General features: G+C 68.2%; 25 protein-coding genes and 1 rRNA gene. 15 read left to right on the forward strand and 11 right to left on the reverse strand.

All coding sequences use genetic code 11. From position 1 onward, the window contains the following. Position 1: 1 nt before the first annotated feature. Positions 2–118: ribosomal RNA gene (gene rrf / locus ABD708_RS08600) — 5S ribosomal RNA — on the forward strand. A 61-nt stretch (positions 119–179) separates the two neighbouring features. On the opposite strand, the gene ABD708_RS08605 is transcribed toward rrf, so the two are convergent. Genes ABD708_RS08605 through ABD708_RS08620 form a run of 4 tightly spaced genes read right to left on the reverse strand, consistent with a single transcriptional unit; the run spans position 180 to position 4,094 of the window. Then, positions 180–1,151 carry an NADP-dependent oxidoreductase gene (locus ABD708_RS08605; RefSeq protein WP_344753411.1) on the reverse strand — a complete coding sequence of 324 codons (972 nt, stop codon included), beginning with the start codon at positions 1,149–1,151 and terminating at the stop codon, positions 180–182. Between the two features lie 52 nt (positions 1,152–1,203). Then, positions 1,204–1,851: a YqaJ viral recombinase family protein gene (locus ABD708_RS08610; RefSeq protein WP_344753414.1), complete on the reverse strand. Its 648-nt coding sequence runs from the start codon at positions 1,849–1,851 to the stop codon at positions 1,204–1,206. Between the two features lie 6 nt (positions 1,852–1,857). Further along, positions 1,858–2,898, reverse strand: a complete 1,041-nt coding sequence (locus ABD708_RS08615; RefSeq protein ID WP_344753416.1) for a Gfo/Idh/MocA family protein — start codon at positions 2,896–2,898, stop codon at positions 1,858–1,860. Positions 2,899–2,927: 29 nt separating this feature from the next. Further along, positions 2,928–4,094, reverse strand: coding sequence for an ROK family transcriptional regulator (locus tag ABD708_RS08620; RefSeq protein ID WP_344753418.1), 1,167 nt, complete (start codon positions 4,092–4,094; stop codon positions 2,928–2,930). Positions 4,095–4,218: 124 nt separating this feature from the next. On the opposite strand from ABD708_RS08620, the gene ABD708_RS08625 reads away from it, so the two are divergent. The 4 genes from ABD708_RS08625 to ABD708_RS08640 are packed head-to-tail and all read left to right on the forward strand — an operon-like array spanning position 4,219 to position 8,043. Further along, on the forward strand, positions 4,219–4,959 hold the full coding sequence (locus tag ABD708_RS08625) for a sugar phosphate isomerase/epimerase family protein (protein ID WP_344753420.1): 741 nt from the start codon (positions 4,219–4,221) through the stop codon (positions 4,957–4,959). After that, positions 4,956–6,083: a Gfo/Idh/MocA family protein gene (locus ABD708_RS08630; protein ID WP_344753422.1), complete on the forward strand. Its 1,128-nt coding sequence runs from the start codon at positions 4,956–4,958 to the stop codon at positions 6,081–6,083. Before ABD708_RS08625 ends, ABD708_RS08630 begins: the two co-directional genes overlap by 4 nt. After that, positions 6,083–7,150 (forward strand): Gfo/Idh/MocA family protein, encoded by a 1,068-nt coding sequence (locus ABD708_RS08635; RefSeq protein WP_344753424.1) that lies wholly within the window; start codon positions 6,083–6,085, stop codon positions 7,148–7,150. Before ABD708_RS08630 ends, ABD708_RS08635 begins: the two co-directional genes overlap by 1 nt. Further along, on the forward strand, positions 7,150–8,043 hold the full coding sequence (locus tag ABD708_RS08640) for a TolB family protein (RefSeq protein ID WP_344753426.1): 894 nt from the start codon (positions 7,150–7,152) through the stop codon (positions 8,041–8,043). The genes ABD708_RS08635 and ABD708_RS08640 overlap by 1 nt, the downstream gene beginning before the upstream one ends. Position 8,044: 1 nt before the next feature. On the opposite strand, the gene ABD708_RS08645 is transcribed toward ABD708_RS08640, so the two are convergent. The 4 genes from ABD708_RS08645 to ABD708_RS08660 all read right to left on the reverse strand — a co-directional run bounded on the left by ABD708_RS08645 (position 8,045) and on the right by ABD708_RS08660 (position 12,820). After that, positions 8,045–8,773 carry an ABC transporter ATP-binding protein gene (locus ABD708_RS08645; RefSeq protein WP_344753428.1) on the reverse strand — a complete coding sequence of 243 codons (729 nt, stop codon included), beginning with the start codon at positions 8,771–8,773 and terminating at the stop codon, positions 8,045–8,047. After that, the gene (locus tag ABD708_RS08650) at positions 8,770–10,617 is read right to left on the reverse strand and encodes a branched-chain amino acid ABC transporter ATP-binding protein/permease (RefSeq protein WP_344753430.1); all 1,848 of its coding nucleotides are present in this window, start codon (positions 10,615–10,617) and stop codon (positions 8,770–8,772) included. The genes ABD708_RS08645 and ABD708_RS08650 overlap by 4 nt, the downstream gene beginning before the upstream one ends. Positions 10,618–10,628: 11 nt before the next feature. Then, positions 10,629–11,552: a branched-chain amino acid ABC transporter permease gene (locus ABD708_RS08655; RefSeq protein ID WP_344753432.1), complete on the reverse strand. Its 924-nt coding sequence runs from the start codon at positions 11,550–11,552 to the stop codon at positions 10,629–10,631. A 95-nt stretch (positions 11,553–11,647) separates the two neighbouring features. After that, positions 11,648–12,820, reverse strand: a complete 1,173-nt coding sequence (locus tag ABD708_RS08660; protein WP_344753434.1) for an ABC transporter substrate-binding protein — start codon at positions 12,818–12,820, stop codon at positions 11,648–11,650. 310 nt (positions 12,821–13,130) lie between these two features. Between ABD708_RS08660 and ABD708_RS08665 the strand changes: the two genes are divergently transcribed. Genes ABD708_RS08665 through ABD708_RS08705 form a run of 9 tightly spaced genes read left to right on the forward strand, consistent with a single transcriptional unit; the run spans position 13,131 to position 19,758 of the window. Continuing rightward, complete coding sequence (locus ABD708_RS08665) at positions 13,131–13,940, forward strand: N-acyl homoserine lactonase family protein (RefSeq protein WP_344753436.1); 810 nt, start codon at positions 13,131–13,133, stop codon at positions 13,938–13,940. Continuing rightward, positions 13,937–14,773 (forward strand): N-acyl homoserine lactonase family protein, encoded by an 837-nt coding sequence (locus tag ABD708_RS08670; protein ID WP_344753438.1) that lies wholly within the window; start codon positions 13,937–13,939, stop codon positions 14,771–14,773. The genes ABD708_RS08665 and ABD708_RS08670 overlap by 4 nt, the downstream gene beginning before the upstream one ends. Then, a complete protein-coding gene (locus ABD708_RS08675) occupies positions 14,773–15,630 on the forward strand; it encodes an SDR family NAD(P)-dependent oxidoreductase (RefSeq protein WP_344753440.1) in 858 nt (285 codons plus the stop codon). The genes ABD708_RS08670 and ABD708_RS08675 overlap by 1 nt, the downstream gene beginning before the upstream one ends. After that, positions 15,627–16,529 (forward strand): NAD(P)-dependent oxidoreductase, encoded by a 903-nt coding sequence (locus tag ABD708_RS08680; protein WP_344753442.1) that lies wholly within the window; start codon positions 15,627–15,629, stop codon positions 16,527–16,529. The genes ABD708_RS08675 and ABD708_RS08680 overlap by 4 nt, the downstream gene beginning before the upstream one ends. Continuing rightward, positions 16,526–16,933 carry a cupin domain-containing protein gene (locus tag ABD708_RS08685; RefSeq protein WP_344753444.1) on the forward strand — a complete coding sequence of 136 codons (408 nt, stop codon included), beginning with the start codon at positions 16,526–16,528 and terminating at the stop codon, positions 16,931–16,933. The genes ABD708_RS08680 and ABD708_RS08685 overlap by 4 nt, the downstream gene beginning before the upstream one ends. Next, entirely contained in the window at positions 16,930–17,331 is a 402-nt protein-coding gene (gene pcaC, locus ABD708_RS08690; protein WP_344753446.1) for a 4-carboxymuconolactone decarboxylase, read from the forward strand. Before ABD708_RS08685 ends, pcaC begins: the two co-directional genes overlap by 4 nt. Next, positions 17,324–18,220: an NAD(P)-dependent oxidoreductase gene (locus ABD708_RS08695; RefSeq protein ID WP_344753448.1), complete on the forward strand. Its 897-nt coding sequence runs from the start codon at positions 17,324–17,326 to the stop codon at positions 18,218–18,220. Before pcaC ends, ABD708_RS08695 begins: the two co-directional genes overlap by 8 nt. A gap of 15 nt (positions 18,221–18,235) precedes the next feature. Continuing rightward, the gene (locus ABD708_RS08700; protein ID WP_344753450.1) at positions 18,236–18,958 is read left to right on the forward strand and encodes a GntR family transcriptional regulator; all 723 of its coding nucleotides are present in this window, start codon (positions 18,236–18,238) and stop codon (positions 18,956–18,958) included. Between the two features lie 23 nt (positions 18,959–18,981). Beyond that, on the forward strand, positions 18,982–19,758 hold the full coding sequence (locus ABD708_RS08705) for a carboxymuconolactone decarboxylase family protein (RefSeq protein ID WP_344753452.1): 777 nt from the start codon (positions 18,982–18,984) through the stop codon (positions 19,756–19,758). Here the strand turns inward: ABD708_RS08705 and ABD708_RS08710 are convergent. Continuing rightward, positions 19,748–20,509: a carboxymuconolactone decarboxylase family protein gene (locus ABD708_RS08710; protein ID WP_344753454.1), complete on the reverse strand. Its 762-nt coding sequence runs from the start codon at positions 20,507–20,509 to the stop codon at positions 19,748–19,750. The genes ABD708_RS08705 and ABD708_RS08710 overlap by 11 nt on opposite strands. Positions 20,510–20,649: 140 nt before the next feature. On the opposite strand from ABD708_RS08710, the gene ABD708_RS08715 reads away from it, so the two are divergent. Continuing rightward, positions 20,650–21,354, forward strand: a complete 705-nt coding sequence (locus tag ABD708_RS08715) for a GntR family transcriptional regulator (protein WP_344753456.1) — start codon at positions 20,650–20,652, stop codon at positions 21,352–21,354. Positions 21,355–21,357: 3 nt separating this feature from the next. On the opposite strand, the gene ABD708_RS08720 is transcribed toward ABD708_RS08715, so the two are convergent. After that, positions 21,358–22,245 (reverse strand): HpcH/HpaI aldolase/citrate lyase family protein, encoded by an 888-nt coding sequence (locus tag ABD708_RS08720; RefSeq protein WP_425553266.1) that lies wholly within the window; start codon positions 22,243–22,245, stop codon positions 21,358–21,360. Positions 22,246–22,277: 32 nt separating this feature from the next. Continuing rightward, positions 22,278–23,285: an MBL fold metallo-hydrolase gene (locus tag ABD708_RS08725; protein ID WP_344753458.1), complete on the reverse strand. Its 1,008-nt coding sequence runs from the start codon at positions 23,283–23,285 to the stop codon at positions 22,278–22,280. Between the last annotated feature and the right edge of the window lie 37 nt (positions 23,286–23,322).

A 23,322-nucleotide genomic window follows, 5' to 3' on the forward strand; every position in this document is an offset into this window, starting at 1 on the left:
TTTCGGCGGCCATAGCGGGAGGGAAACGCCCGGACACATTCCGAACCCGGAAGCTAAGACTCCCAGCGCCGATGGTACTGCAGGGGCGACCCTGTGGGAGAGTAGGACACCGCCGAACACCCATTAGCCGTAAGGCCCCATCCATGTCGGATGGGGCCTTACGCATTTAACCCGCGCGGTTATGGCAAGACGGTGGTGTCGAGGACGAGCTTTCCGCGCACGTGGCCGGTCTCGATGCGCTCGTGGGCGGCCGAGACATCTCTGAGCGGGAAGATCTCGTCGATGTGGGGCCTGACGGAGCCCTGCTCGAGAAGGCGCGAGATGACCGCCAGCGTGGCGGCGTCGGGCGTGACCCGATAGCCGGTGGCTCGAACGCCCGCTGCCGCAGCCTCCTCATGCATGGTCGGCCAGCTGCCGGAGGGCACACTCACGATCAGGCCGTTCTTGCGCAGCACTTTGAGCGACTTCGTGGCGACCTGATGCGTGAGGTTCCCGACCAGGTCGATGACGACGTCGACGTCCTCGAGCTCGTCTTCGAAATGGTGGGTCGTGTGGTCGATGGTCTCGCGCGCACCGAGAGAGCGGACCCATTCGAGGTTCCGGGTCGATGCTGTGGCGATGACGTGCGCACCGAAATACGCCGCGAACTGGACGGCGAAATGACCGACGCCGCCTGCTGCGGCGTGGATGAGGATCCGCTGCCGCTCATGGGCTTTCGCCACGGTGGTCACCACGCCCCACGCGGTGAGCGCGGCCACAGGAACGGCGGCCGCCTCGGTGTGTGAGAGGCCGACCGGCTTGGGGGCGACGCAGAGGCTCGGCACCGAGGCATACCCCGCGTAGCTTCCTGAGTACCGAGGTACCGGGATGAAGCCGTACACGGCATCGCCGGGCTGTAGCGGGTGGGCGTCGTAGGGCGACTCGACGACGACGCCGCTGAAGTCGTGCCCGAGCACGGTCGGGAGACTGTCCACCGCCGCGGATACCCCCTGGCCGACGCGCGTCTTCGCGTCGAGCGGGTTCACGCCGGCTGCGTGGATCTCGATGAGCAGCTCATCGTTGATGCGGGTCGGTCGGGGAATCCGCGTGAGCTTGAACTCGCCGGGTCCCCCGAAGCGCTCCAGCACAGCCGCGGTCATCAGATCGGTCACGGCGTGAACCTCCACTCCAGGCCTCGGTGCGATCGAGCCTAACGGCGGGCCATTACGCGCCGATTGCGCCCGTGTGTCGGCTGGCGAGCCTCTCGATGGTGGCGACCAGCTCGGTGGCGAGTCCGAGGAGCGCGGCAATCGCGTCCTCGTCGCGGTCGACCCAGCGGAACTGCGGCTCGCCCGTGGGAACGAAGTCCTCGTGCTGCTCCCACACGAACAGCGTGCGCTCGGCGCCGAGCACGTACTGCTGCCACCAGATCTGCCGGAGGTAGTGGCGCGGGATGCTGCGCCACGGCTTGTTGGTCGTCTTGATCTCGGCGAGGACGACGGCACCGGCATCCGTCACCGCCAATCCGTCAGGCGTCGCCAAGTGGCGCTTATCCCGCTCCGCATGGAAGAGGAGCGACGAAGGGGCGATGCCGTGGTGGTCGAGCACCCACTCCGCGATCGCCGGCTCGCGGTCTCGGCCGTGCTCGGTGTACGCGTTGCCGCTGAAGCGGCTGCCGAACCACTTCTCGCGGGCGGCGGCTTCGACCGAGCGAGGTGTCGACAGCTTCGCGACGTCGGTCGCGGTAATGCCGCGACTGCGGGCGCGGAGCCACGCGATGCGGTCGCTGGAATCTGCGACGACGCGGTCGAGATGGGCGGGACGGGTCGTCGGCTGCTCCGCGTCGAAGCCGGGGAGCAGGAGGTCGGTCACGAGACGCTAGTCTTCCAGACCGGTCGTGTAGCCGAGACGGCGACGCGCCTCGTCGATGATCCGCAGCGTCGCGACCGCCTCGCTGAACGGATGCAGCGGCGAGTCGTCGAGGCCGTCCCGCACGTAGCGGGCGAACGCCGCCGCCTCGAACGCCATGCCGCCGCTGCCGCTGATGGAGGGGTGGCCGGGGTAGCGCTCGGCCTCGCCCTCGTTCGGATAGAAGGTGAGGGCGGAAGGCGACCAGAAGGGCGAGTCGATCTCGATGCGGCCCGACGTGCCGGAGATCGTGGCCGTCCACGGGGTGCGGGCCTCGACACCGACGTGGACGAGGGCGTGCGATGAGGCATCCGCTTCGAGGATCAGCGAGACCTGCGCGTCGGAGCCGGTCGGCGACAGGGAACCCGCGAGGTGGATGCGCGGGTCGTTGTTCAGGGCCGGCAAGGCGAACTGGGCGAAGGAGATCGGGTAGACGCCGAGGTCGAGCAGCGAGCCGCCCGCCTTGGCGGGGTCGTACATGCGGCTCTCCGGGTCGAAGGGGACGTTCACGCCGAAATCGGCCGTGACGAGGCGCACCTCGCCGAGGGCGCCGGACGCGATCAGCTGGCGGGCGACATCGGTGTGCGGCAGATACCGCGTCCACATCGCCTCCATCAGGAAGACGCCCGCGTCGCGCGCCGCGTCGAGCATGCGCTGCGCCTCGCCGGCGGAGAAGCCGGCGGGCTTCTCGACCAGGACGTGCTTGCCGGCCTCGATCGCGAGCAGGGCGAGCTCGAGGTGGGCGTTGTGGGTCGACGCGACGTAGACCGCCTCGACCTCGGGGTCGGCGACGAGCTCGGCGTAGCTGCCGTAGGCGCGCGGAATGTCGAACTCGGCAGCGAAGGCCTGTGCGCGCTCGAGCGAGCGCGACGCCGCAGCGACCAGCTGCTGGCTCGTGTGGGCGCGGAGGGCCCCGGCGAAGCTGCGGGCGATGCCGCCGGGCGCGAGGACGCCCCAGCGTAGCGCGGGGGCGTCCGACGGGTCGGGGAAGCGGGGAGCGGGGAGAGACATCGGTGTCCTTACTGTCGCAAGCGGAGGATTCAATCGGATGCTTCGTCGAGCACGCGCTGGATGACCATGATCGCGGCGCCGAGCACGCCGCCGGTCGCTCCCGCACGCGAATGCACGATGCTCAGATGCTGGGTCGCGAGCGGGGTCGACTGGCCGTAGACCACCTCGCGCACCCCGGCGAGCAGGTGCTCGCCTGCGCGGGCCACGCTGCCGCCGAGCACGATGACCGAGGGGTTCAGCAGGTTGACGACCGTCGCGAGCACCTCGCCGAGGTCGCGACCGGCCTGCCGCAGGCCCTGGATCGCGTGGGGATCGCCGCGCAGCCCCGCCTCGAGCACGTCCTGGTTGGTGCCCGCCGGAGTGCCGCGCTCGGACATCCAGGCTGCGATCGCAGGACCGCTCGCGAGGGCTTCGAGATCGGCGTCCTCCGCGCCGTGCGGCGGCGTGCGCCGCGTGAACGGGACACGGACGTGACCGAGGTCGCCGGCTGACCCCTGAGCGCCGCGCTGTAATCGGCCCCCCGAGATGATTCCGGCGCCGATGCCCGTCGAGACCTTCACAAACACCATGTCCGTCACGTCGGGCCAGGTGACCGCGTGCTCGCCGAGGGCGAGGATGTTGACGTCGTTGTCGACGAGCACGGGCACCTCGAAGTGCCGGCGCAGGTAGGCGGGCACGTCGAAGCGGTTCCAGCCCGGCATGATGGGCGGATTCGTCGGCAGGCCGCTCGCGTGCTCGACCGGCCCGGGAAGACCGACGCCGATGCCGACGAGTTCACTGCGGGCGCGCCCGCTCGCCTTGAGCACCCGCTTCGCCGCGGCGATCGCCCAGTCGAGCACAGGCTCGGGGCCGTCGGCGATCGCGAGCTCGCGGGACTCTGTGCGCAGGATGTTGCCGGCGAGATCGGTGACGGCGACGACACCGTGGGTCGCACCGAGATCCATTGCGAGCACGATGCGGGCCGCGGCGTTGAAGGCGAGCAGGGCCGGCGGCCGGCCGCCGGACGAGAGCTGGTCTCCGGCCGGGACGACCAAACCGGAGGCGGTGAGGGCGTCGAGCCGGGCGGAGACCGTCGAACGAGCGAGGCCGGTGAGCTCGGCGAGTTGAGCCCTCGTCTTGGGCGAGCCCGCGCGGAGCATCCGGAGCAGTCCGCGCGCATCGGGAGCCACGAGCTCAGCGCGCGCGTCGTCGGACATGAGGCCATTGAAGCATAGGGGCGAAAGATGACGGCTGATGTCTCACTTTTGCTTGATCATCGGCAGAAGTCTGCTTGAATGAGTGCGAATCCAACTGACTTCAATGTGGAAGAGGACCGTTTACGTGACCGAGTCTCTGCTCTCCGTACAGCTGTATACCGTGCGCGAGGCGTTGCAGGAGGACCTGCCCGGAACGCTCGCGCGCCTGGCCGAGCTGGGGTTCACCCAGGTCGAGGCGTTCAACATCGTGGGTCTCGAGGGGTTGGGCGACGGGCTCGCCGCGGCCGGGCTCACGACTCCTACCGCCCACCAGCGCTTCGTGGGTGAGGAGCAGGAGCCGATCTTCGAGAGGGCGGCCGGCCTCGGCATCCGTACCCTGATCGATCCGCACATCGCCGAGGAGCGGTGGCAGTCCGGGGACGGCGTGAAGGCGATCGTCGACGATCTGGCCGCGGCGGCGGAGACGGCGAAGGGCTTCGGACTCACGATCGGGTATCACAACCATGCATTCGAGTTCGAGACGAAGATCGACGGGCGGCCGGCCTACGAGCTGTTCGCGGCGCAGCTGCCGGACAGTGTGTCGCTCGAGCTGGACACCTATTGGGCGGCCGTCGGCGGCAGCGACCCGGTCGCGCTGCTGGGCGAGCTCGGCTCGAAGGTGATCGCGCTGCACGTGAAGGACGGGCCGGCGACGCACGAGAACAAGGATCAGGTGGCGGTCGGGTCCGGCTCGCTGCCGATCCGCTCGATCATCGAGGCGGCGCCCGGCGCGCTGCGCGTCATCGAGCTCGACGACTCGCGCGGCGACCGCTTCCAGGCGGTCGCGGACAGCGTCGCCTTCCTGAAGGCCGAGGGGCTCGCGTGAGTGGAACCGGGCGCGTCGGCGTCGGAGTCATCGGCGCCGGGAACATCAGCACGCAGTACCTCACCAACCTGACCTCGTTCCCCGACGTCGAGGTGCGCTTCATCGCGGACATCGACCTCGACCGGGCCGAATTCCAGGCGCAGGCGTTCGGGGTGCCGGGATCTGGAACGGTCGAGCAGCTGCTCGACGACCCGGAGATCGAGATCGTCGTGAACCTGACGATCCCGAAGGTCCACGCGGAGGTCGCGCAACAGGTGCTCGCTGCGGGGAAGCACGTGTGGACCGAGAAGCCCATCGCGCTCGACCGCGAGAGCGGACGCGCGTTGCTCGCCGCCGCGCAGAATGCGGGGCTGCGGGTGGCGACGGCACCTGACACATTCCTCGGGGCCGCCATCCAGACCGCGCGTCGGCTCATCGAGTCGGGCCCGATCGGCGAGGCGAAGTCCGCGCTGACGCTGATGCAGCAGCCGGGGCCGGAGTCGTGGCACCCGAACCCCGATTTCCTGTTCCAGGAGGGAGCGGGGCCGCTGTTCGACGTCGGGCCCTACTACGTCACCACGTTGATCCAGCTGTTCGGGCCGGTGAAGCGGGTCGCGGCCGTCGCTTCGAAGTCGAAGGAACGGCGGACGATCGGGTCGGGCCCGCGCGCGGGCGAGAGCTTCGAGGTGACGGTGCCCACGCATGTGACCGCCGTGTTCGAGTTCGAGAGCGGTCAGACCTCGCAGAGCATCTTCAGCTTCGACTCCCAGATCCGCCGCACGCTCTTCGAAGTCACCGGCGTGGACGGGGCGCTCGAGCTGGCCGATCCGAACATGTTCGTCGGCGACCTCGTGCTGCACAGGGCAGACGGCACCGAGGAGACGATCGAGACCACGGGTGAGAAGGCGGCGCGGGGAACCGGCGTCGTCGAGCTGGCGCGGGCGATTCGCGCCGGGGTGCCTGAGCGCGCCTCGGGCGAGCAGGCGTTCCACGCCCTCGACGTGATGGTCTCGACGATCGAGGCGGCTGAGCGCGGTGAGTGGGTAGAGGTCGAGAGCAGCTTCGTGCCGACGCCCGCGCTGCCGGAGGATTGGTCGCCGAGCGAGGCGACTCTGGGGCAGAGCCCGAGCGAGGCCACTCTCTGATGAGCCTCGGCGTCGGGATCGTCGGCGGCGGGTTCATGGCGACCGTGCACTCCCGGGCGGCGCGCGCTGCGCGAGCGCGACTCGTCGGCGTCGTCGGCTCCTCGCCCGACCGTGGAGCGGCCGTCGCCGCCGAGCTCGGGATCGAGCGGGCATACGACTCGCTCGACGCATTGCTCGCGGACCCCGCAATCGACGTCGTGCACGTCACGACGCCCAACAGCCTGCATGCCGAGCAGACGCTCGCCGCGCTCGCCGCGGGCAAGCACGTCGTGTGCGAGAAGCCGCTCGCGACGACCGTCGCCGACGCGGAGCGTCTGGTCCACGCATCCGTTGACCGTATTGCAACCGTGCCCTTCGTCTACCGTTTCCATCCGCTCGTGCGCGAAGCCAGGGCACGCGTCACGGCCGGCGAGACGGGACGGGTGTTGACCGTGCAGGGCTCGTATCTGCAGGACTGGCTGCTCTCGGCAGGCGACGACAACTGGCGGGTGGATGCCGCGGCCGGCGGCCGCTCGAGGACCTTCGCCGACATCGGCTCGCACCTCGTCGACCTGATCGAATTCGTCACGGGGGATCGCCTCGCGCGAGTGGCGGCGTCGACGCGGACGTTCCTCGCCGATCGCGCAGAGCACGTGCGGATCGAGACGGAGGACGCGGCCTCGGTCGCGTTCGAGACCACGGGAGGAGCGATCGGCACCCTGCTCGTGTCGCAGCTGGCGCCCGGGCGGAAGAATCGGCTGCACCTCGAGATCGCGGGCGCCGAGGAATCCGTCGTGTTCGACCAGGAGCAGCCGGAGACGCTGTGGGTCGGGCGGCGATCCGGCTCGCTGCTCGTGCCGCGCGATGCGGAGCAGCTCGCGGCCGACGCGGCTCGGCTCGTGACGACGCCCGCCGGGCATCCACAGGGGTATCAGGACGCGTTCAACGCCTTCGTCGCCGACAGCTACGCAGCGATCGGCGGTGCGACGCCCGAGGGATTGCCCCGTTTCGAGGACGGCCTGCGGGCCGTGCGCGTCACCGAGGCCGTGCTGGACGCCGCGGACAGGGGAGAATGGCGGGTGGTCTGATGGCACGCGACTTCGCGCCGGGGCAGACGGCGACCCTGTGGGTCTATGACCTCGCAACGGATGCTGCGCGCGAGGTGCTCACGTCGAGCACGCTGCTCTTCGAGGCTCCGAACTGGATGTCGGACGGATCGGCGCTGGTGGTGAACGGCGGCGGGCGGCTGTTCTGGGCGCCGACCGGGGCGACACCAGGCGACGCCGAGCTGACCGAGATCGATCTCGGCGGGATCCCCGAGATCAACAACGACCACGTGCTCGCTCCTGACGGTTCGACCGTGTACGTCTCCGCCCAGGATGGGCATCTCTACGCGATCCCGCTCGACGGCAGCGGACCCCGGCAGGTCTCGCGCGACCACGGCGACTTCCGCCACTACCTGCACGGCGTCTCGCGCGACGGCTCGACCCTCGCGTACATCGGGCTGTCGTGGGAGGGCGAGCAACGGGTCACCAATGTGTACTTGCTGCCGCTGGGCGGCAGCGAGATCCAGCTGACGGACGACGGATTCCAAGACGACGGCGCCGAGTTCGGGCCGGGGCCAGACGGGGCGGAGTGGGTGTACTTCAACTCCGAGCGCGCCGGAGGCGTGGCGGGGCACGCCCAGCTGTTCCGGATGCGGCCAGACGGGGCATCCGTCACCCAACTGACCCACGACGAGCGCGTCAACTGGTTCCCGCACCCCTCGCCCGACGGTGCGCATGTCGTCTACGTGAGCTACCCGCCGGGAACGGAGGGGCACCCGGAGAACATCGCTGACGTGCGGATCAGGCTGACGACGCCGGCCGGCGGGACCGGGCGCGAGCTGGTCACCGTGTTCGGCGGGCAGGGGGCGATGAACGTCGGCAGTTGGGCGCCGAACTCGTCGGCGTTCGCTTACGTCTCGTACTCGGAGGTGTGAATCAGCCGAGGTAGGCGTCGATGAGCTCGCGGCCGGCGGCGTCGATCTCGGACGCGGCGCTCTCGCGCACGATGCGGCCGCCGTTGACGACGTAGACCCGGTCGCAGACCTGCAGCGCCAGGTCGACGCGCTGCTCGACGAGCAAGATCGACTGGCCCCGCTCACGTAGCGTGATCAGAGCCCGCGCCATGTCCTGGATCGCGAGCGGCGCCAGACCGAGCGAGGGCTCGTCGAGCAGCATCAGCTTCGGGTCGCTCATCATCATCCGTCCGATCGCGACCATCTGCTGTTCGCCGCCGCTGAGCGCCGTCGCCGGGCGCGTCCGGTAGCGCTCGACGACGGGGAACAGCTCGAAGACGGAGGACAGCAGCCGCTCGGTCGCCGCTCGGTCGCCGCGCAGATGCAGACCGCCGAGGCGCAGATTGTCCTCCACGGTCTGGTTGAGGAACAGGCGCCGGCCCTCGGGGACGAGGGCGACGTGGCCGCGTGCGATCTTGTGCGCGGGCAGGCCGGAGATGTCGTTCGCGTCGATTCTGATGGTGCCGTGCTTGTGGCGCAGCATCCCCATGATCGCTCGCAGAATCGTCGTCTTGCCGGCACCGTTGGGGCCTAGGAGGGCGACGGCCTCACCGCGGGCGACCCGCAGGGAGATGTCGTGGATCACGTCGAATCGCCCGTAGCCCGCGGTCAGGCCGGAGACGCCGAGTGCGTCGGGTGTGGTGGTGATCATTGCCCCAGGTAGACCTCTCGGACTCGTTCGTTCTCTCGTACCTCCGTGGCGGCCCCGCTGGTCACGAGCTGGCCGGCCGCGATCACCGTGACGTCGTCGCACACGCTGAAAATGAAGTGGGTCTGATGCTCGACGATGATCACCGTGACACCCTGGTCGCGCAGCTCGTTCACGATGTCTGCGACCTGCTCGACTTCACCCACCGAGAGCCCGGCGAGCGGCTCATCGAGGATCAGGATGTCTGGTCGGCCGACGCGTGCCGCCGCAAGCTGAGTCAGCTGCTCGACACCGTGCGGCACGTCCGCGACGCGCGCGCCGCCCCAGCCCGCAGGCAGGCCGGCGTCGCGCAGGGCGGCATCGGATGCCGCACGCATCTCCCGATGTTCGCGAAGCGAGCCCGGCAGGAGCGGCCAGATCAACGAACGGGCGGCGATGTTCCGCGTGCGGTGATAGAGCCCGATCGTCACGTTCTCGCGTACGGGCAGCTCCTTGACGAGGACCGCGGTCTGGAAGGTCCGCATGATCCCGCGCGCCGGCCGCGCCGCTGCGCCGAGCCGCTCGATGTGGTCCCCGCGCACGGTGATGGTGCCGGAATCGGGCTTGAGTGCGCCCGAGATGAGATTCACGAGAGTGCTCTTGCCCGAGCCGTTCGGGCCGATGAGGCCGTGCACGGTGCCACGGCGGACCCGCAGCTCGACATCCTCCAGGGCCTTCGTTCCTCTCACATAGCCGAACGTGATCGCGGAGCACTCGAGGACGTAGTCGTCGGGTCGAGACGTCGAAGTGCGTGCGACGGCCCCATCGGTCGGCAATTCGCCGAGTCCGACCGGCTCCGCTGCGGAGGCGCCTGCCGGCGCGGGCGGGTGATGCGGGCTCGTCGTGAACCGGCGCCACGCGCGGGAGACGAGCCCGACGACGCCACCGGGGAAGAAGACGATGACGAGCAGGAAGATCAGGCCGAAGATCAGCTCCTGCACGAGCGGATCGATCTGGATGACCACGGGGAACGCACTGACGAAGGCGGCTCCGATCAGCGGCCCGAGGCGAGTGTTGATGCCGCCGAAGATGACCATGACGAGGATGTTCACCGAGAACGTCCACGTGAACTGGCCGGGCGAGATGTACCCCAGGAACGAGAACGCCCAACCCGCCATGCCGGCGATTCCCGCGGAAAGGGCGAAGAGGCCGACCTTGGTCGCTGCGGTGCGCACCCCGTTGGCCGCAGCGAAGGGCTCCGCGTCGCGAATCGCAAGCAGGACCGGATACATCGCGGACGAACGCATGCCCCACACCACGACGAGCGTGATCAGCAGGAGCAGCGCGACGACCCAGACCAGCCCCGAGCCGAAGAACTGCAAGCCTGCGGGAAGGTCCGGGAAGATCGGGCCGGCGATGCCGTTGAGCCCGCCGGTGAACTTCAGATCGCTCAGCAGAACATTCACGACGAGAGTGAAGATGAAGGTCATGATCGCGAAGTAGAGCCCGCTGACTCTGAGCGACAGCATGCCGAGGATTGCGCCGATGACGCCGACGCCGACGATCGACACCGGCAGCAGCAGGAACATGTTCCAGCCCGCCTGATTCAGCAGAGTCGTCGCATAAGCGCCCAACGCGAACAGACCGGCATGGCCGAGCGAGTACAGCCCGGTCATCCCCGCGACGAGATCGAGGCTCACCGCGAGCATTCCGAAGATCGCCGCCTGCAGGATCAGACTCTGCGTGTATCCGGAACCGTGGGCGACCCCCGCGGTTCCGGCGAGGTACGCGACGACGAGCGCCAGAAGACCGTAGGAGGTGAGGCGGCTCCAGCGCGACCGGTTTAACGCGGTGGCAGGTGAGGTCACAGCGGCTCCTGTCATGACAGCGCTCCCGTCATCGTCGGGGCGGATGTAGGCCTCCGACGCCCGAACCACCTCGTGAAGAGGTTGCCGGATGCGAACAGCCCGTTCGGGGCGATCAGCAGAACCACGACCACCACGGCGAACGGGAACCAGTCGGATGCCTGCGAGTTGATGTATGTGTTCGCGGCGACCGAGAGCACGCCGAGCAGCAGCCCACCGCCCATCGCCGCTGCCGGCTTCTCGATTCCCCCGATCATCAGCGCGATGAATCCGGCGATCCCGTACGTGTCGCCGAGGTAGGGATTCGCGAAGGTGATCGGCCCGACCAGTACGCCGGCAGTGCCCGCGAGAAGACCGCCGATGGCGAAAGCCAGCACGGCGTATGCCGTCGCATTGGCTCCGATCGCAGACGCCATCTCGGGGTCGCTCGAGATCGCCATGCCGACCTTGCCGAAAAGTGTGCGCGTGCGGAAGAGCTCGAAGGCGACGAAGGCGACCGCGGCGACGATGATTGCGAGCAGCTCCTGCCACGTCGTCGATGCCCCGCCGAAGCGGATGCTCGCTTCGTGCAGAAGCGACGGGAACCCGCGCGACGTCGGGCCGAAGATGATCGCGGCGATCGTCGCGAGCACGATGGCGACGCCGAGCGTCGACACCAGCCATGCGAAGCTGAACCGGTCGAAGCGCAGAACCGGCCGCACCGCGCCGAAGTAGATCAGCACGCCGATGCCCGTGGACAGCACGATGCCGGCGATGATCGCGAGCCAGGTCGGCAGACCGATTGCGGCGAGACCGGAGACGGTCATGATGGAGACCATCAGAAGCTGACCCGTCGCGAAGTTGATCACCCTGGTGACGTAGAAGACCACCGCGAAGGCCATCGCGACGAGTCCGTAGATGGCCCCTTGGGCCAAACCGCTGAGCAGTACTTGAAGCATTCCTCACCCTTGGAAGTCGGGAGCCGGCGCCGCGGCCGGCAGATCGCGGTTGCCCGCCACCGCTACGGGTGCGGCGGCGGACAACCGGCGGACGGTCACTGCGCGGGGACCCACTTGCCTGACGCACTGTCGTACTTCACGACGGTGAGCTGATCTGCGGTGAGCGTCGTGTGCTGCTTCTCCGTGAAGGTCAGGCTTCCAGTGAGGCCGTCGTAATCCGAGATCTTGTTGAGCTGGTTCTTGATCGTCTCGGGGTCCGTCTTCCCGCCGCCGGCCTCGATCGCCTTCTTCAGGATGTAGACCGCGTCGTAGCTCAACTCGGCGAATGCGGTCGCATCCACGTTGAATTTGGCCTTGTAGTCCTCGCGGAACTTCGTCAGACGGGCATCCGGATTCATGTCGCTCGTGATCAGCGCGCACAGCATGCCGTCACCCTGCTGCTTCGCGAGATCCGAGAACGTGGTGTCCGAGCAGGTCTCATCGTTGCCGAGGAACGTGAAGTCGCTTCCCTCGGTCTTCGCTTCCTGCAGGAAGGATGCCTGATCCTGAGGGGTCAGCCAGACGTCGACGCAGTCGGCGCCGGATGCCTTGATCTTGGCGATCTCGGATTTGAGGCCGACGGTGGCGCCCGTCGACCAGTTCTCGGTGATGGATTCCTCGAGGGCCAGCTTCTTCCCCGCCTCCTTATAGGCGATCTGGATGCCGTCGAGGCCGCCCTCGCCGTAGCCGCTCGGATCGTGCAGCACGGCGAGTCCCGAGCAGTTCTTCAGCGCGTAATCGCCGAGGACCTCACCCCAGGCGAAGGTGTTCAGGCTCGTGCTGAACGCGTACGCGTACGGATCGCTGTCGGGGCCCTTCGGGTAGATCGAGAGACCGCCGTCATCGACCGGGCCGAGCACCGGGAACTTCTTCTGGTCGGCCAACGCCGCGATGGTCGGGCCCTGGTCGGGGGAACCGAACACGGCGACGGCGTGCTGGCTGATCAGCTTGGTGAACAGCTGAGACGCCGTGGTCGCCGAGGCGCCGTCGTCCGAGCCGCTGAACTTCAGCTTCTTGCCGCTGACGCCGCCGGCGGAATTGATCTCATCGACCGCCAGCTGAATGCCGTTGAAGGCGGCCTGGCCGGTGGTGCCGTACGCGCCGGTGGTTCCGGCGATGCCGCCGATGAGGATCGTTCCGCCCGAGCTTCCGGTCGAGCCGGAGCCTCCTGAGCAGGCTGTGAGCGCCACGGCCGCAGCCACCAGCGCCAGCGCGGGAATTCGCTTCATTGCGATGACCTCTTCTTTGAGTGCAGGGTGAAACAGGTGTTCGCGCCGGGTTGACGCGACTGTCGGCGGCAGTCTGACCATCGCAGGCCAGCACTTCTGCGCTGAAGTTACTACGGTATGACTGTCCGACAATCGTGCTCATTGTATGGACGTTGTCGGACAATTTGTCAACGAGTTCGGGCAATTCGGCCGCGATAAGTCTCTAGTTGCGCAATTTTGTCAGACAATCATATAGTCAGGCGAGAGCACCATGGCGGTGTGGGACGGCCGTGCACGGCCGCAGGAATTGTGCGAACGAAGGAGTTACGCGATGTCCGCTTCAACCGAATCGAATGACGAGGTCTCGGTTTGGTCGGTCAAATACGGTGAGCGGGTGGTGCACAAGAGCGACGTGTTCCACGACTACGCCGCCTACGGGCTGCCGGACGGCGATCTCGACATGGACTACAACTTCTGGGTCATTCGCTCGCTGGGCAAGATCATCTTGCTCGACACCGGTTACGACATCCCCAAGCGCGACTGGCTGGGCGAGATCAGCGTGACGCCGACGCCGCGCGGTCTCGAGATCATCGGCATCGACCCGGATGACGTCGACATGGTCATCACGAGCCACTATCACTACGACCACATCGGTTACCTCGGTCTGTTCCACAACGCTCAGATCGTCTCGGCCCAGAAGGAGTACGACTACTGGATCGGCAAGCTGAACGCCGGCCAGCTCGACGGCGAGTTCTCGACAGCCGACGACCTCGCCCCCGTGCTCCAGGCGGAGAGAGAGGGCCGGCTGACGCTCGTCAGGGGTGAGACTGAGGTCTTCCCCGGCATCACCGTCTACCCGATCGGCGGCCACTGCCCCGGTGAGCTGCTGACTCACGTCCGCACCGCAGGTGGAGGCTTGATCATGGCGGTCGACGCCGCGCACTTCTACGAGCAGATTGAGAACGAGTGGCCGTTCTTCGCCTTCACCAGCCTGGATGAGATGCGACGCGGCCTCAGCTTCATCAACGAGCTGGCCGCGTCCACCGGCGCCACGGTCATCCCCGGCCATGACGCGCGGGTACGCGACCGTTTTCCGGCCGCGGCCGGAGACGCCGGCGAGATCGCCACGGTGCTGGCATGACCCTCGCGCCGCGCGACGACGAATATCTCGTCACCATCGCCCGCTACGGCACGCGCCAGACGGTGCGCAGCGACGTGTTCCTCAACTATCAGCTGTACAAGCAGCCGGATGCGCCGATCGGAATGGACTATTTCATCTGGATCGTGCGCAACGAGAGCCGGACCGTCGTCGTCGACACCGGTTTCTCCCGGCCGGCGGGCGACGCACGCGGGCGCGAGACGCTGATCGAGGTGCGCGAGCTGTATCGCCTCCTCGGCGTCGATCCGGATTCCGCGCCGACGGTCGTCCTCACCCATGCGCACTACGACCACGTCGGCAATCTGGGACTGTTCCCGTCCTCGCGGGTCGTCATCTCGCGCCGCGAATACGAGTTCTGGATGGGCGAGCACGCCCGTCGCCCTCTCTTCCACCACTCGGTCGAGGACGATGAGCTCAGCGCACTGCACGACGCCGTCGCCGGCGGGCGCGTAGAGCTGTTCGATGGCACGCGTGCGATCGCACCCGGTATCGAGCTGATCGAGCTCGGCGGCCATACGCCCGGTCAGAGCGTTCTGACGGTCGAGACCGCGGCGGGCACCGTGCTCCTGGCCAGCGACGCCGTGCACTACTACGAGGAGCTCGAGGCGGACATGCCGTTCACCTCCGTTGCCAGCATCGTCGACATGTACGCGGGCTTCGACCGCATTCGCCAGCTCGTGGCCTCAGGAGCGGTGCAGCACGTCGTCTCCGGTCACGACCCGGCAACGCTCTCCCGCTTCGAGGCCGCCCAAGGCGACCTCGCGGGCATCGCCGCCACCATCGGCGATCCGCAGCTGCGAGGGGTGCTCGCCTGATGGCCGGCCGATTCGCGGACAAGGTCGTCGTCGTGACCGGCGCCGGCAGCGGACTCGGGCGGGCATCCGCTCGCCATCTCGCCGCCGCGGGCGCGCACGTCATCGTCGTCGATATCGACGGAGCCGCAGCAGAGCGCGTCGTGCGTGAGCTTCCGACGCCGTCGATCGCGGTCGCGGCGGACATCTCCGACGAGGCCGCCGTCGACGAGTACATGGCTGCTGCCGTCGATGCCTACGGCCGGATCGACCACTACCACCTGAACGCGGGCATCTTCGGGTCGTTCGCCGCGCTGCCCGACCTTCCGCTCGCGGACTTCGAGCGGGTGATGGCGGTGAACGTTCGGGGCCAGTTCCTAGGCCTGCGCGCCGCATTCCGGCAGTTCCGAGCCCAGGGCGGCAGCGGGTCGATCGTCGTGACGGGGTCTATCGCGGGCCTCACCGGCAGCGCCGATCTGCTGGCGTACCAGACCTCCAAGCACGCCGTTCACGGGCTGGTGCACGGCGCCGCCGTCTATGGCGGCCCGCTCGGCATCCGTGTCAATGCGGTCGCGCCCGGAATCGTGCCGACCGAGCTGTTCGCCGCCGCGGCCAGCACGACCGGGGGCAAGAACGACATGGAGCGGCGTGCGTCCACCACGCCGTTGCGGCGCGCAGGAACGGCGGAGGAGATCGCCGCGGTCGCGGCATTCCTGCTGAGCGATGACGCGGCGTACGTGACAGGGCAGATCGTCTCGGCCGACGGCGGGGCCACGGTCGTCAACACGGTCCGCCCCGCCGGCGGGGCGGGCGCGTGGGATACCGCTGCGGTCGATGACGCGATGTACGGACCGGAATGGAAAGGAGCCGTCGAGCGATGACGGAGAAGAGGATCGGGTTCATCGGACTCGGCAACATGGGCGGCCGGATGACGGGATGCATCGTCCGAGCCGGCGTGCCTGTGCTGGGCTACGACGCGAAGGCGGAGAACATCCGCGCGGCAGGCGCGACCGCTGCGGCATCCGGAGCAGACACCATCGAGAATTCCGATGTCGTCCTGCTGTCGTTGCCGGACAGCCGCGTGGTCGAGGCCGTCGTATACGGGCGGGACGGCCTCATCGCACACTCACGCGAAGGCCAGGTCGTCGTCGATCTGAGCACGTCTGCGCCTGACTCGACGCGGCAGATCCACGGCGACTTCGCGGCGAAGGGCGTCGAGTATCTCGACGCCGGCATCTCGGGGGGAGCCGCCGCGGCCGAGAAAGGCCAGCTCACGCTGATGGTCGGCGGTTCCGCTGCGGCGCTCGACTCCGTGCGTGACGTGCTCGGTCATTTCGCCAGCAACGTCTATCGCATCGGCCCGACAGGCACAGGGCATGTCACGAAGCTGCTCAACAATTTCCTGAACGCGGTGGCGCTCTCGGCGACGGCTGAGGTCATGGTCGCGGCCAAGAAGGCCGAGCTCGACCTCGAGACCGTGCTCGAGGTCTTCAACAAGAGCTCCGGCGTGAACTTCGCGACCATCAACCGGTTCCCGAAGATCATCCACGGCGACTATCTCAAGGGCGGCCTGACCAACACGCTCATGCTGAAAGACGTCACGCTGTACGTCGATCTGCTCGCGCGGCTCGGCGTCGCAAGCCTCAACTCGGCCGGCCCGGTGGCCTCCTTCGGCCTGGCTCGCGCGCTGGGGTACGCCGACGAGATCAGCAACAAGGTCGTCGATGCGATCGGCGACGTCTCGGGCGGCATCCGTCTGCACGACGGCGAGGTGGAATGACCATGATCATCACGCATCCGACCACGCAGGCGGGGACCGCAGGCAAGCCCGGCTCGCAGTTCACCGGAACGGCATATCCATACGTCACTATGGCCGCCACGGACGGCGTCACGATCAACACGGTCGACTTCACCCCCGGCGCGCGCACGCACTGGCATCACCACGAGAACGGGCAGATCCTGCAGGTTCTCGCCGGCCGCGGACTCATCCAGAGCGCAGGCGGGCCGGTCGAGGTGCTGCGCGCCGGCGACACCGTGTGGATTCCACCGGGGGAGACGCACTGGCATGGTGCGGCGCCCGATTCCTTCATGGTGCACACCGCAATCTCTCTCGGCGCGACGTCATGGGCGCAGCCCGTGCCCGATGCCGACTACCTCGACCCGGAAGCAGGGACCAACGCATGACCGTCAGCAATGAAACCCACCAGGAAACCTTCGACCAGGGGCTGCGTGTGCGACGGGAGGTACTCGGTGCGGAGCATGTCGACCGCTCCCTTGCGCAGGCGAGCGAATTCGCGCGGCCGATTCAAGAGCTCGTGACGGAGTACGTCTGGGGAGGCGTGTGGGGACGGGACGGCCTGTCGCGCAAGACGCGCAGCCTGGTCAACCTCGCGATGCTCACGGCGCTGAACCGCAGTCACGAGCTCGGCGTGCACGTGCGCGGCGCTCTCAACAACGGCGTGACGGTCGAGGAAATCCAGGAGGTGCTGCTGCAGGCCGCTGTCTACGTCGGCGCGCCCGCGGCGCTGGAGTCCTTCCGCGTGGCCGAGCGGGCGCTGAAGGAGTACGAGAAGAATGCCTGAGTCCGACGCGATCTCGACGATCGGCTTCGTTGGGCTCGGCAACATGGGCACGCCCATGGTCGCGCGGCTCGTCGAGGCGGGGTTCCACGTGCAGGCATTCGATGTGTCGTCGGATGCCCGTGCCCGGGCGGCCTCGCACGGCGCGGCCGCGGCCGACTCGCTCGCAGGAGCTGCGGTCGGCGCCGACGCCGTGATCCTGATGCTGCCGAACTCGGACATCGTGGAGTCGGTGGCGGACGCGTCGGACTTCACCGCCGCGCTTGCACCGGGCGCGGTCATCGTCGACATGAGCTCCTCGGAGCCGTTGCGCACCCGGGCGCTCGCCGGGCGGCTCGGCGCGATCGGGCATCCCCTTGTCGACGCACCGGTCTCGGGTGGGGTCAAGGGTGCGGTCGGCGGCAGCCTCACCGTCATGGTCGGCGGCGACGACGGCCCGGTGGCCCGGGTCGAGCCGGTGCTCGGCGTGTTCGGGCGCTCGGTGCGCGCCGGCGGCATCGGTGCGGGGCATGCCGTGAAGGCGCTGAACAATCTGCTCTCGGCGACGCATCTGTGGATTACGGGCGAGGCGATCGCCGCGGGCGAGCGCTTCGGGCTCGACCCCGAGGTGATGATCTCGATCTTCAACGGATCGAGTGGCCGCAGCGGCTCGACGGAGAACAAGTGGCCGAACTTCGTGCTGAGCGGCAGCTACGCCTCGGGCTTCGGTCTGCGGCTGATGCTCAAGGACATGCGCATCGCGGTCGGTCTCGCCGCAGCGGCGGGCGCGCCGAGCAGGCTCGGTGAGGCGGCGGTGGAGCTCTGGGGCGAGGCCGCGGACGGGCTCGACCCCGCTGCCGACCACACCGAGATCGCTCGTTGGATCGAAGCGCGCGACGTCGTGTCGCACTGAGCCGGGGATGCCGTGATGCCGACGAACTCGCTGGACGACTCCTGGCTGGTCCCCCCGGTCGGCCGGATAGCCGCGCCCCTGAGAGAACAGGTGATCGCCGCGCTGCGCAGGGCGATCCTCGACCTCGACTTGAGGCCAGGGCAGCGACTCGTCGAACGTGAGCTGATCGAGCGACTGGGGGTGTCGCGCACGACCATTCGAGAGGCGTTGCGTGATCTCGCCTCAGAGGGGCTCGTCACCGTCGTGCCGCAACGCGGCGCGATCGTCGCGGCACCGTCCCTCGATGAGGCGAGCGACCTGTACGAGATCCGTGCTGTGCTCGAGTCGCTGGTCGTGCGCCATTTCGTCGAGCGCGCGGCTCCTGCGCTGTTCGAGGAGCTCGACCGAACGGTCGAAGATCTGGCGGCGCTGGTAGCGCGCGGTGCCGAGGTGAGGCTCGTACTGGCCGCCAAGGACCGCTTCTACGGCGTGCTCATCGCAGGTGCCCAGAGCCCCGCGCTGCAGCAGTTGCTTGAAGGGCTCAAGGCGCGGGTCCAGGTGCTGCGGGCCACTTCACTGTCGGAGCCCGGGCGGCCGGAGGCGGTGGTCGCGGAGCTGCGTGGAATCGCGGCCGCTGTAGCGCGACGCGATGCTGCGCTGGCTTCTCGTCTCTGCGCCGACCACATCCACAAAGCCGCGATCACCGCGCTCGGCGCGCTGCAGGACGCCGAAGACCCGATGCCGGCATCCGAACTGTGACAGACAGAGAGAAGGAGAAAGCGATGACGCTGACGACGCGCCAGCAGGAGATCAAGGACGAGTTCATCCGCGTGCGCGGCACCTGGGGCGAGAGCTGGGAGGCGATGCTGAAGCTCGACCCGGAGTTCCTGCTCGCCTACCTCGACTTCTCTGCGGTGCCGTGGCGGAAGAACCATCTCGACGCCAAGACGAAGGAGTTCATGTACATCGTCGTCGACGCGGCAGCCACGCATATGTACGCGCCGGGGGTGCGCCAGCACGTCAGAGCCGCGCTCGCCGCGGGCGCCACCCCGCAGGAGATCATGGAGGTGCTCGAGTGCACCGCCACCCTCAGCATCCATGCGATGAACGTCGGCGTGCCTGTGCTCACGGAGATCCTCGCCGAACGGGGGATCCGCACCGCACCTGCCGAGCTCACCGAGTACCAGGAACGACTCAAAGCCGACTTCACCCGCAACCGCGGCTACTGGAACCCGACGTGGGACGAGATGCTCGAGCTGGATCCCGAGCTGTTCGACGCCTACACCGAGTTCTCGTCGCACCCGTGGAAGAAGGGGACGCTCGAGCCGAAGGTGCGCGAGTTCATCTACATGGCCTTCGACACCTCGGCGACGCATCTCTACCGCGTGGGGCTGAAGCTGCACATCGAGAACGCCCTCGGTTACGGGGCGACGGTCGGCGAGATCCTCGAGGTGATGGAGATCGCGAGCGTGATCGGCATCCATTCGGTGGCGATGGGCGCGCCGATCGTGCTCGAGGAGACCGCCGCCGCCGGCCTCGAAGCGATCCCTACGACGTAGAGGCGGCGCGCTCACTCAGTTCGGCGGCCAGGATGGGAACCGCCGTAGTGACGGCATGGATGCCGATGATCGAGGAGATCTCCATCACCTCGAGCACCTGCTCCGGCGTCGCGCCGTGCCCGAGCGCGTTCCGGATGTGGAGCTTCGTGCCAGGTACGTACAGATGCGTTGAGGCGATGTCGAAGCTGATGTAGATCAGTTCCTTCTCGGCAGGGGTCAGCGTGCCCGTGCGCCACGGTACCGTCGAGAAGCGGGTGTATGCCTCGAACATCTCGGGATCCAGCTCGAGCATGTCGTTGAAGAAGTCGTGCCAGTAGCCCCGCACCTGCGTGAACTCCGCCTTCAGCCTCTCCTGGTACTCGGTGAGCGGTGATGGACCCGTGCGCCCGCGCTCCTCCATCACCTCGACGAGCAGCGGCACCCCGATGTTCATGGCGTGGATGCCCAGCGTCGCGGCCAGCTCGAGCACTTCGATGATCTCGGCGGGCGTGGCGCCCAGATCGAGCGCGGCCTTGATGTGCGGCAGGATGCCGGGAACGTAGAGATGCGTCGCCGCGGCGTTCACGGAGATGTAGCAGAGCTCGCGGAACTTCGGTGTGAGGTGCGACTTCTTCCACGGCACCTCGTACAGCTGCTGGTAGGCCGAGACGAACTCCGGGTCGACCTGCAGAACCGTCTCCCACGGCTCGCCCCACCAGCCGCGCGCCTCCACGAAGGCATCCTTGATCTCCTGCTGGCGCTCGCTCAGCATTCCGCCGCTCCTCACCTCGGCCGCGTTGCCGATCACACAAAATCATATGATCGTCATACAAAACTGGCAACGAGAGTCCGAATCACCCATCGGAAATCCGCTGATCGTATAATCGCCAGACAATCACGAGGGGGAGACGGATGACAGTTCCCGAGACGGATGCCTGGGGCGATGCGTCCATCGGCAGAGTCGCCGCACCGCTGCGCGAGCAGGTCATCGAAATGATGCGCTCGGCGATTCTCGGCTTCCAGCTGCGCCCGGGTCAGCGTCTCATCGAACGCGAGCTCATCGAGCGCTTCGGGGTCTCTCGCACCACGGTCCGCGAGGCGATCCGCGATCTGGCCGCTGAGGGACTGATCACGGTCATCCCGCAGAAGGGCGCGATCGTGAGCATGCCGTCCCACGACGAGGCCGCCGATCTCTACGACATCCGCGCCCATCTCGAGTCGCTCGCCGTGCAGCGCTTCGTCGCACGGGCCACCGACGAGGAGGTCGACCGGCTGCAGCAGGCGGTCGATGAGCTGAGCGAGCAGACGCGCCGGGACCCCGCGGACACGCAGAAGCTGCTCGAGGCCAAGGACCATTTCTATGAGGCGCTGATCACGGGTGCGGGGAGCGCGGTGCTGCGGCAGGTCCTCGTCTCGCTGCAGGCCCGCGTGCGCATCCTGCGAGCGACCTCGCTCGGCGCGGAGGGCCGGGCCGACGAGGCCGCCCGCGAGATCCGCGCCATCATGAGCGCGGTCGAGCGCCGCGACGCGGACGAGGCCTCGCGACTGTCCATCCTGCACATTCAGAACGCGGCCAAGACCGCGTTGCGCGAGTTGCCCGAAGACGGGGCCGAATAGCCCCTAGCGCGCCGGCTCGATGCGGAAGAGGTCGGCGCGGCGCTTGATGGTCTCGGCCCGGGCGAGGCGCGGCTTGTCGGAGCCGTCGCGGATGACGCGGCCGTCCGCCTCGAACTCGGCGAGGAAGTCGAGCGCCCACGCGACATCGGCGGGGGACGGGCTCATCGACTCGTTGATCACGGCCGGCTGCTCGCTATCGAGGCAGAGCTTGCCGGTCATGCCGAGGGCGACGGCGTCGGCGGCCTGCTCGCGCAGGACCGGGTGGGTGCTCGCCACCGTCGGCCCGTCGATCGGGCCGGGAAGGTCGCCGATGCGGCTCGCGAGGACGAGGCGCGTGCGCGGGTAGGCCATCGCGAGCGGCGTATTCGATGCGCCGGTGTCGCGGCGGTAGTCGCCCGAGCCGAACGCGAGCCGGTAGGTGCCGCGTGCGCGGGCGATGTCTGCGGCGTCCTCGATGCCGAGGGCGGACTCGATCAGTGTGACCACGGGAGTCGCGCCGCCGAGCCGCTGGAAGGTGTCGGTGACCTGCTCGGCGGCCTCGGTCTTGGCGAGCATCACACCCGCGAGCCCAGGAACGCCGGCGAGCGCCGCGATGTCATCGGACCAGTCGACCGTCGTCCAGTCGTTGATGCGCACCCAGGCGGAGCCGCCGCCCTCCAGCCATGTCACGACGTTCTCGCGGGCCTGCTGCTTGAGCGAGCCGTCGATCGCGTCCTCGAGATCGAGCACGATCTGGTCGGCGCGGCCGAGCTGCGCCGCATCGAAACGGCTGGTCTGCAGCGCGGAGACGAGCTGCCACGACCGGGCGTTCTCGCCGCCGACGCGCGTCGCCTCACGGGCCACGCGGCGCTGCTCGAGGGCGGTGCGGTTGCTCTGCTCAGTCGAGGTCACGGATTGAACGATACGCCTTGCCCCTTGTGCCGTTACGCCGCGCGCTCAGTCTCGGCCGTGCGGCCCAGCCGGTCGATGTGCATCTCGACCTGCGCGAGCGCCGAGTCGAGCAGGTAGTGCGACAGGTTCTCCCATCCCAGGCTCCAGTACAGCTGCGAGGCGACCTGCCACACGGACGGCCGGTCGAGCCGGTCGAGCACCTCGGCGATCTCGGCGGTGCGGCGGGCATGGTGTGCGCCGAGCTTGTCGCAGCGCGCCCGCAGGCCGAAGAAGCGATAGCCGTGACCCGGGCAGACCTGGTGGTCGTCGAAGCCGGCGACGCGACCCAGCGCATCGAGGTAATCGCTGATCGGATTGCTCGGCGTCGGACCGCCCAGGCCGAGGCCCGGGTTGAGCAGCGGCAGCACGTGATCGCCGGTGAAGATCAGCTTCCGCTCCGGTTCGCGCAGGCAGATGCTGCCGTAGGTGTGCCCCGGCGTCCAGATCACCTCGAGGCGGATGCCGCCCAGCTCGAGCCGGGTGCCGCCCTCGACGAGGCGATCCGCGGTGATCTGCGCCTTGGCGAAGCGCTCCTCGGTGACGCGGGCGAGCTCGTCGCGCCGCGAGGCCGGAACGCCCCAGCGGTCGAAGCGCTCGGGGTCGGCACCCCCGAATTCCCCGTCGATCGCCGCCTGCTCGAGACGGTGCAGCACCACCTCGGCACCGGATGCCGCGCGCACACGTGCGCCCATGCCCACATGGTCGAAGTGCAGGTGGGTGACGAGCACCGTGCGGATGTCGGCGACGGTGCGCCCGAGCGCGGCGAGGTGTTCTTCGAGGCGCTGCCAATTGGCATCCGTGTCGACACCCGGGTCGATGAGGTGGACGCCGCCCGCGGCATCCGTCAGCACATAGCTCAACGTGTAGCGCAGGGGCTGGCCCTTGCTCGGGAATTCGGTAGGAAGGGTCCAGACGCCCGGCGCGATCTCGCTGGGTACCGGCATGCCGCCGTGCAGCGCCGCGTCCCGTTCCGCGGTGTCGACCACGTGTTCCGCCGTCATGCTCCGCCTTCCCCCCAGTCGCCCCTGACCGAGCTAA

Origin of the sequence: Gryllotalpicola koreensis, assembly GCF_039538185.1 — a bacterium.
Classification (GTDB): domain Bacteria; phylum Actinomycetota; class Actinomycetes; order Actinomycetales; family Microbacteriaceae; genus Gryllotalpicola; species Gryllotalpicola koreensis.

Coding starts and splice junctions, on each gene's coding strand:
- ABD708_RS08615 (WP_344753416.1), bottom strand. CDS start 2,898: ATGTCTCTCCCCGCTCCCCGCTTCCCCGACCCGTCGGACGCCCCCGCG.
- ABD708_RS08620 (WP_344753418.1), bottom strand. CDS start 4,094: ATGTCCGACGACGCGCGCGCTGAGCTCGTGGCTCCCGATGCGCGCGGA.
- ABD708_RS08635 (WP_344753424.1), top strand. CDS start 6,083: ATGAGCCTCGGCGTCGGGATCGTCGGCGGCGGGTTCATGGCGACCGTG.
- ABD708_RS08640 (WP_344753426.1), top strand. CDS start 7,150: ATGGCACGCGACTTCGCGCCGGGGCAGACGGCGACCCTGTGGGTCTAT.
- ABD708_RS08645 (WP_344753428.1), bottom strand. CDS start 8,773: ATGATCACCACCACACCCGACGCACTCGGCGTCTCCGGCCTGACCGCG.
- ABD708_RS08655 (WP_344753432.1), bottom strand. CDS start 11,552: ATGCTTCAAGTACTGCTCAGCGGTTTGGCCCAAGGGGCCATCTACGGA.
- ABD708_RS08660 (WP_344753434.1), bottom strand. CDS start 12,820: ATGAAGCGAATTCCCGCGCTGGCGCTGGTGGCTGCGGCCGTGGCGCTC.
- ABD708_RS08665 (WP_344753436.1), top strand. CDS start 13,131: ATGTCCGCTTCAACCGAATCGAATGACGAGGTCTCGGTTTGGTCGGTC.
- ABD708_RS08670 (WP_344753438.1), top strand. CDS start 13,937: ATGACCCTCGCGCCGCGCGACGACGAATATCTCGTCACCATCGCCCGC.
- ABD708_RS08675 (WP_344753440.1), top strand. CDS start 14,773: ATGGCCGGCCGATTCGCGGACAAGGTCGTCGTCGTGACCGGCGCCGGC.
- ABD708_RS08680 (WP_344753442.1), top strand. CDS start 15,627: ATGACGGAGAAGAGGATCGGGTTCATCGGACTCGGCAACATGGGCGGC.
- ABD708_RS08685 (WP_344753444.1), top strand. CDS start 16,526: ATGACCATGATCATCACGCATCCGACCACGCAGGCGGGGACCGCAGGC.
- pcaC (WP_344753446.1), top strand. CDS start 16,930: ATGACCGTCAGCAATGAAACCCACCAGGAAACCTTCGACCAGGGGCTG.
- ABD708_RS08695 (WP_344753448.1), top strand. CDS start 17,324: ATGCCTGAGTCCGACGCGATCTCGACGATCGGCTTCGTTGGGCTCGGC.
- ABD708_RS08700 (WP_344753450.1), top strand. CDS start 18,236: ATGCCGACGAACTCGCTGGACGACTCCTGGCTGGTCCCCCCGGTCGGC.
- ABD708_RS08705 (WP_344753452.1), top strand. CDS start 18,982: ATGACGCTGACGACGCGCCAGCAGGAGATCAAGGACGAGTTCATCCGC.
- ABD708_RS08710 (WP_344753454.1), bottom strand. CDS start 20,509: ATGCTGAGCGAGCGCCAGCAGGAGATCAAGGATGCCTTCGTGGAGGCG.
- ABD708_RS08715 (WP_344753456.1), top strand. CDS start 20,650: ATGACAGTTCCCGAGACGGATGCCTGGGGCGATGCGTCCATCGGCAGA.
- ABD708_RS08725 (WP_344753458.1), bottom strand. CDS start 23,285: ATGACGGCGGAACACGTGGTCGACACCGCGGAACGGGACGCGGCGCTG.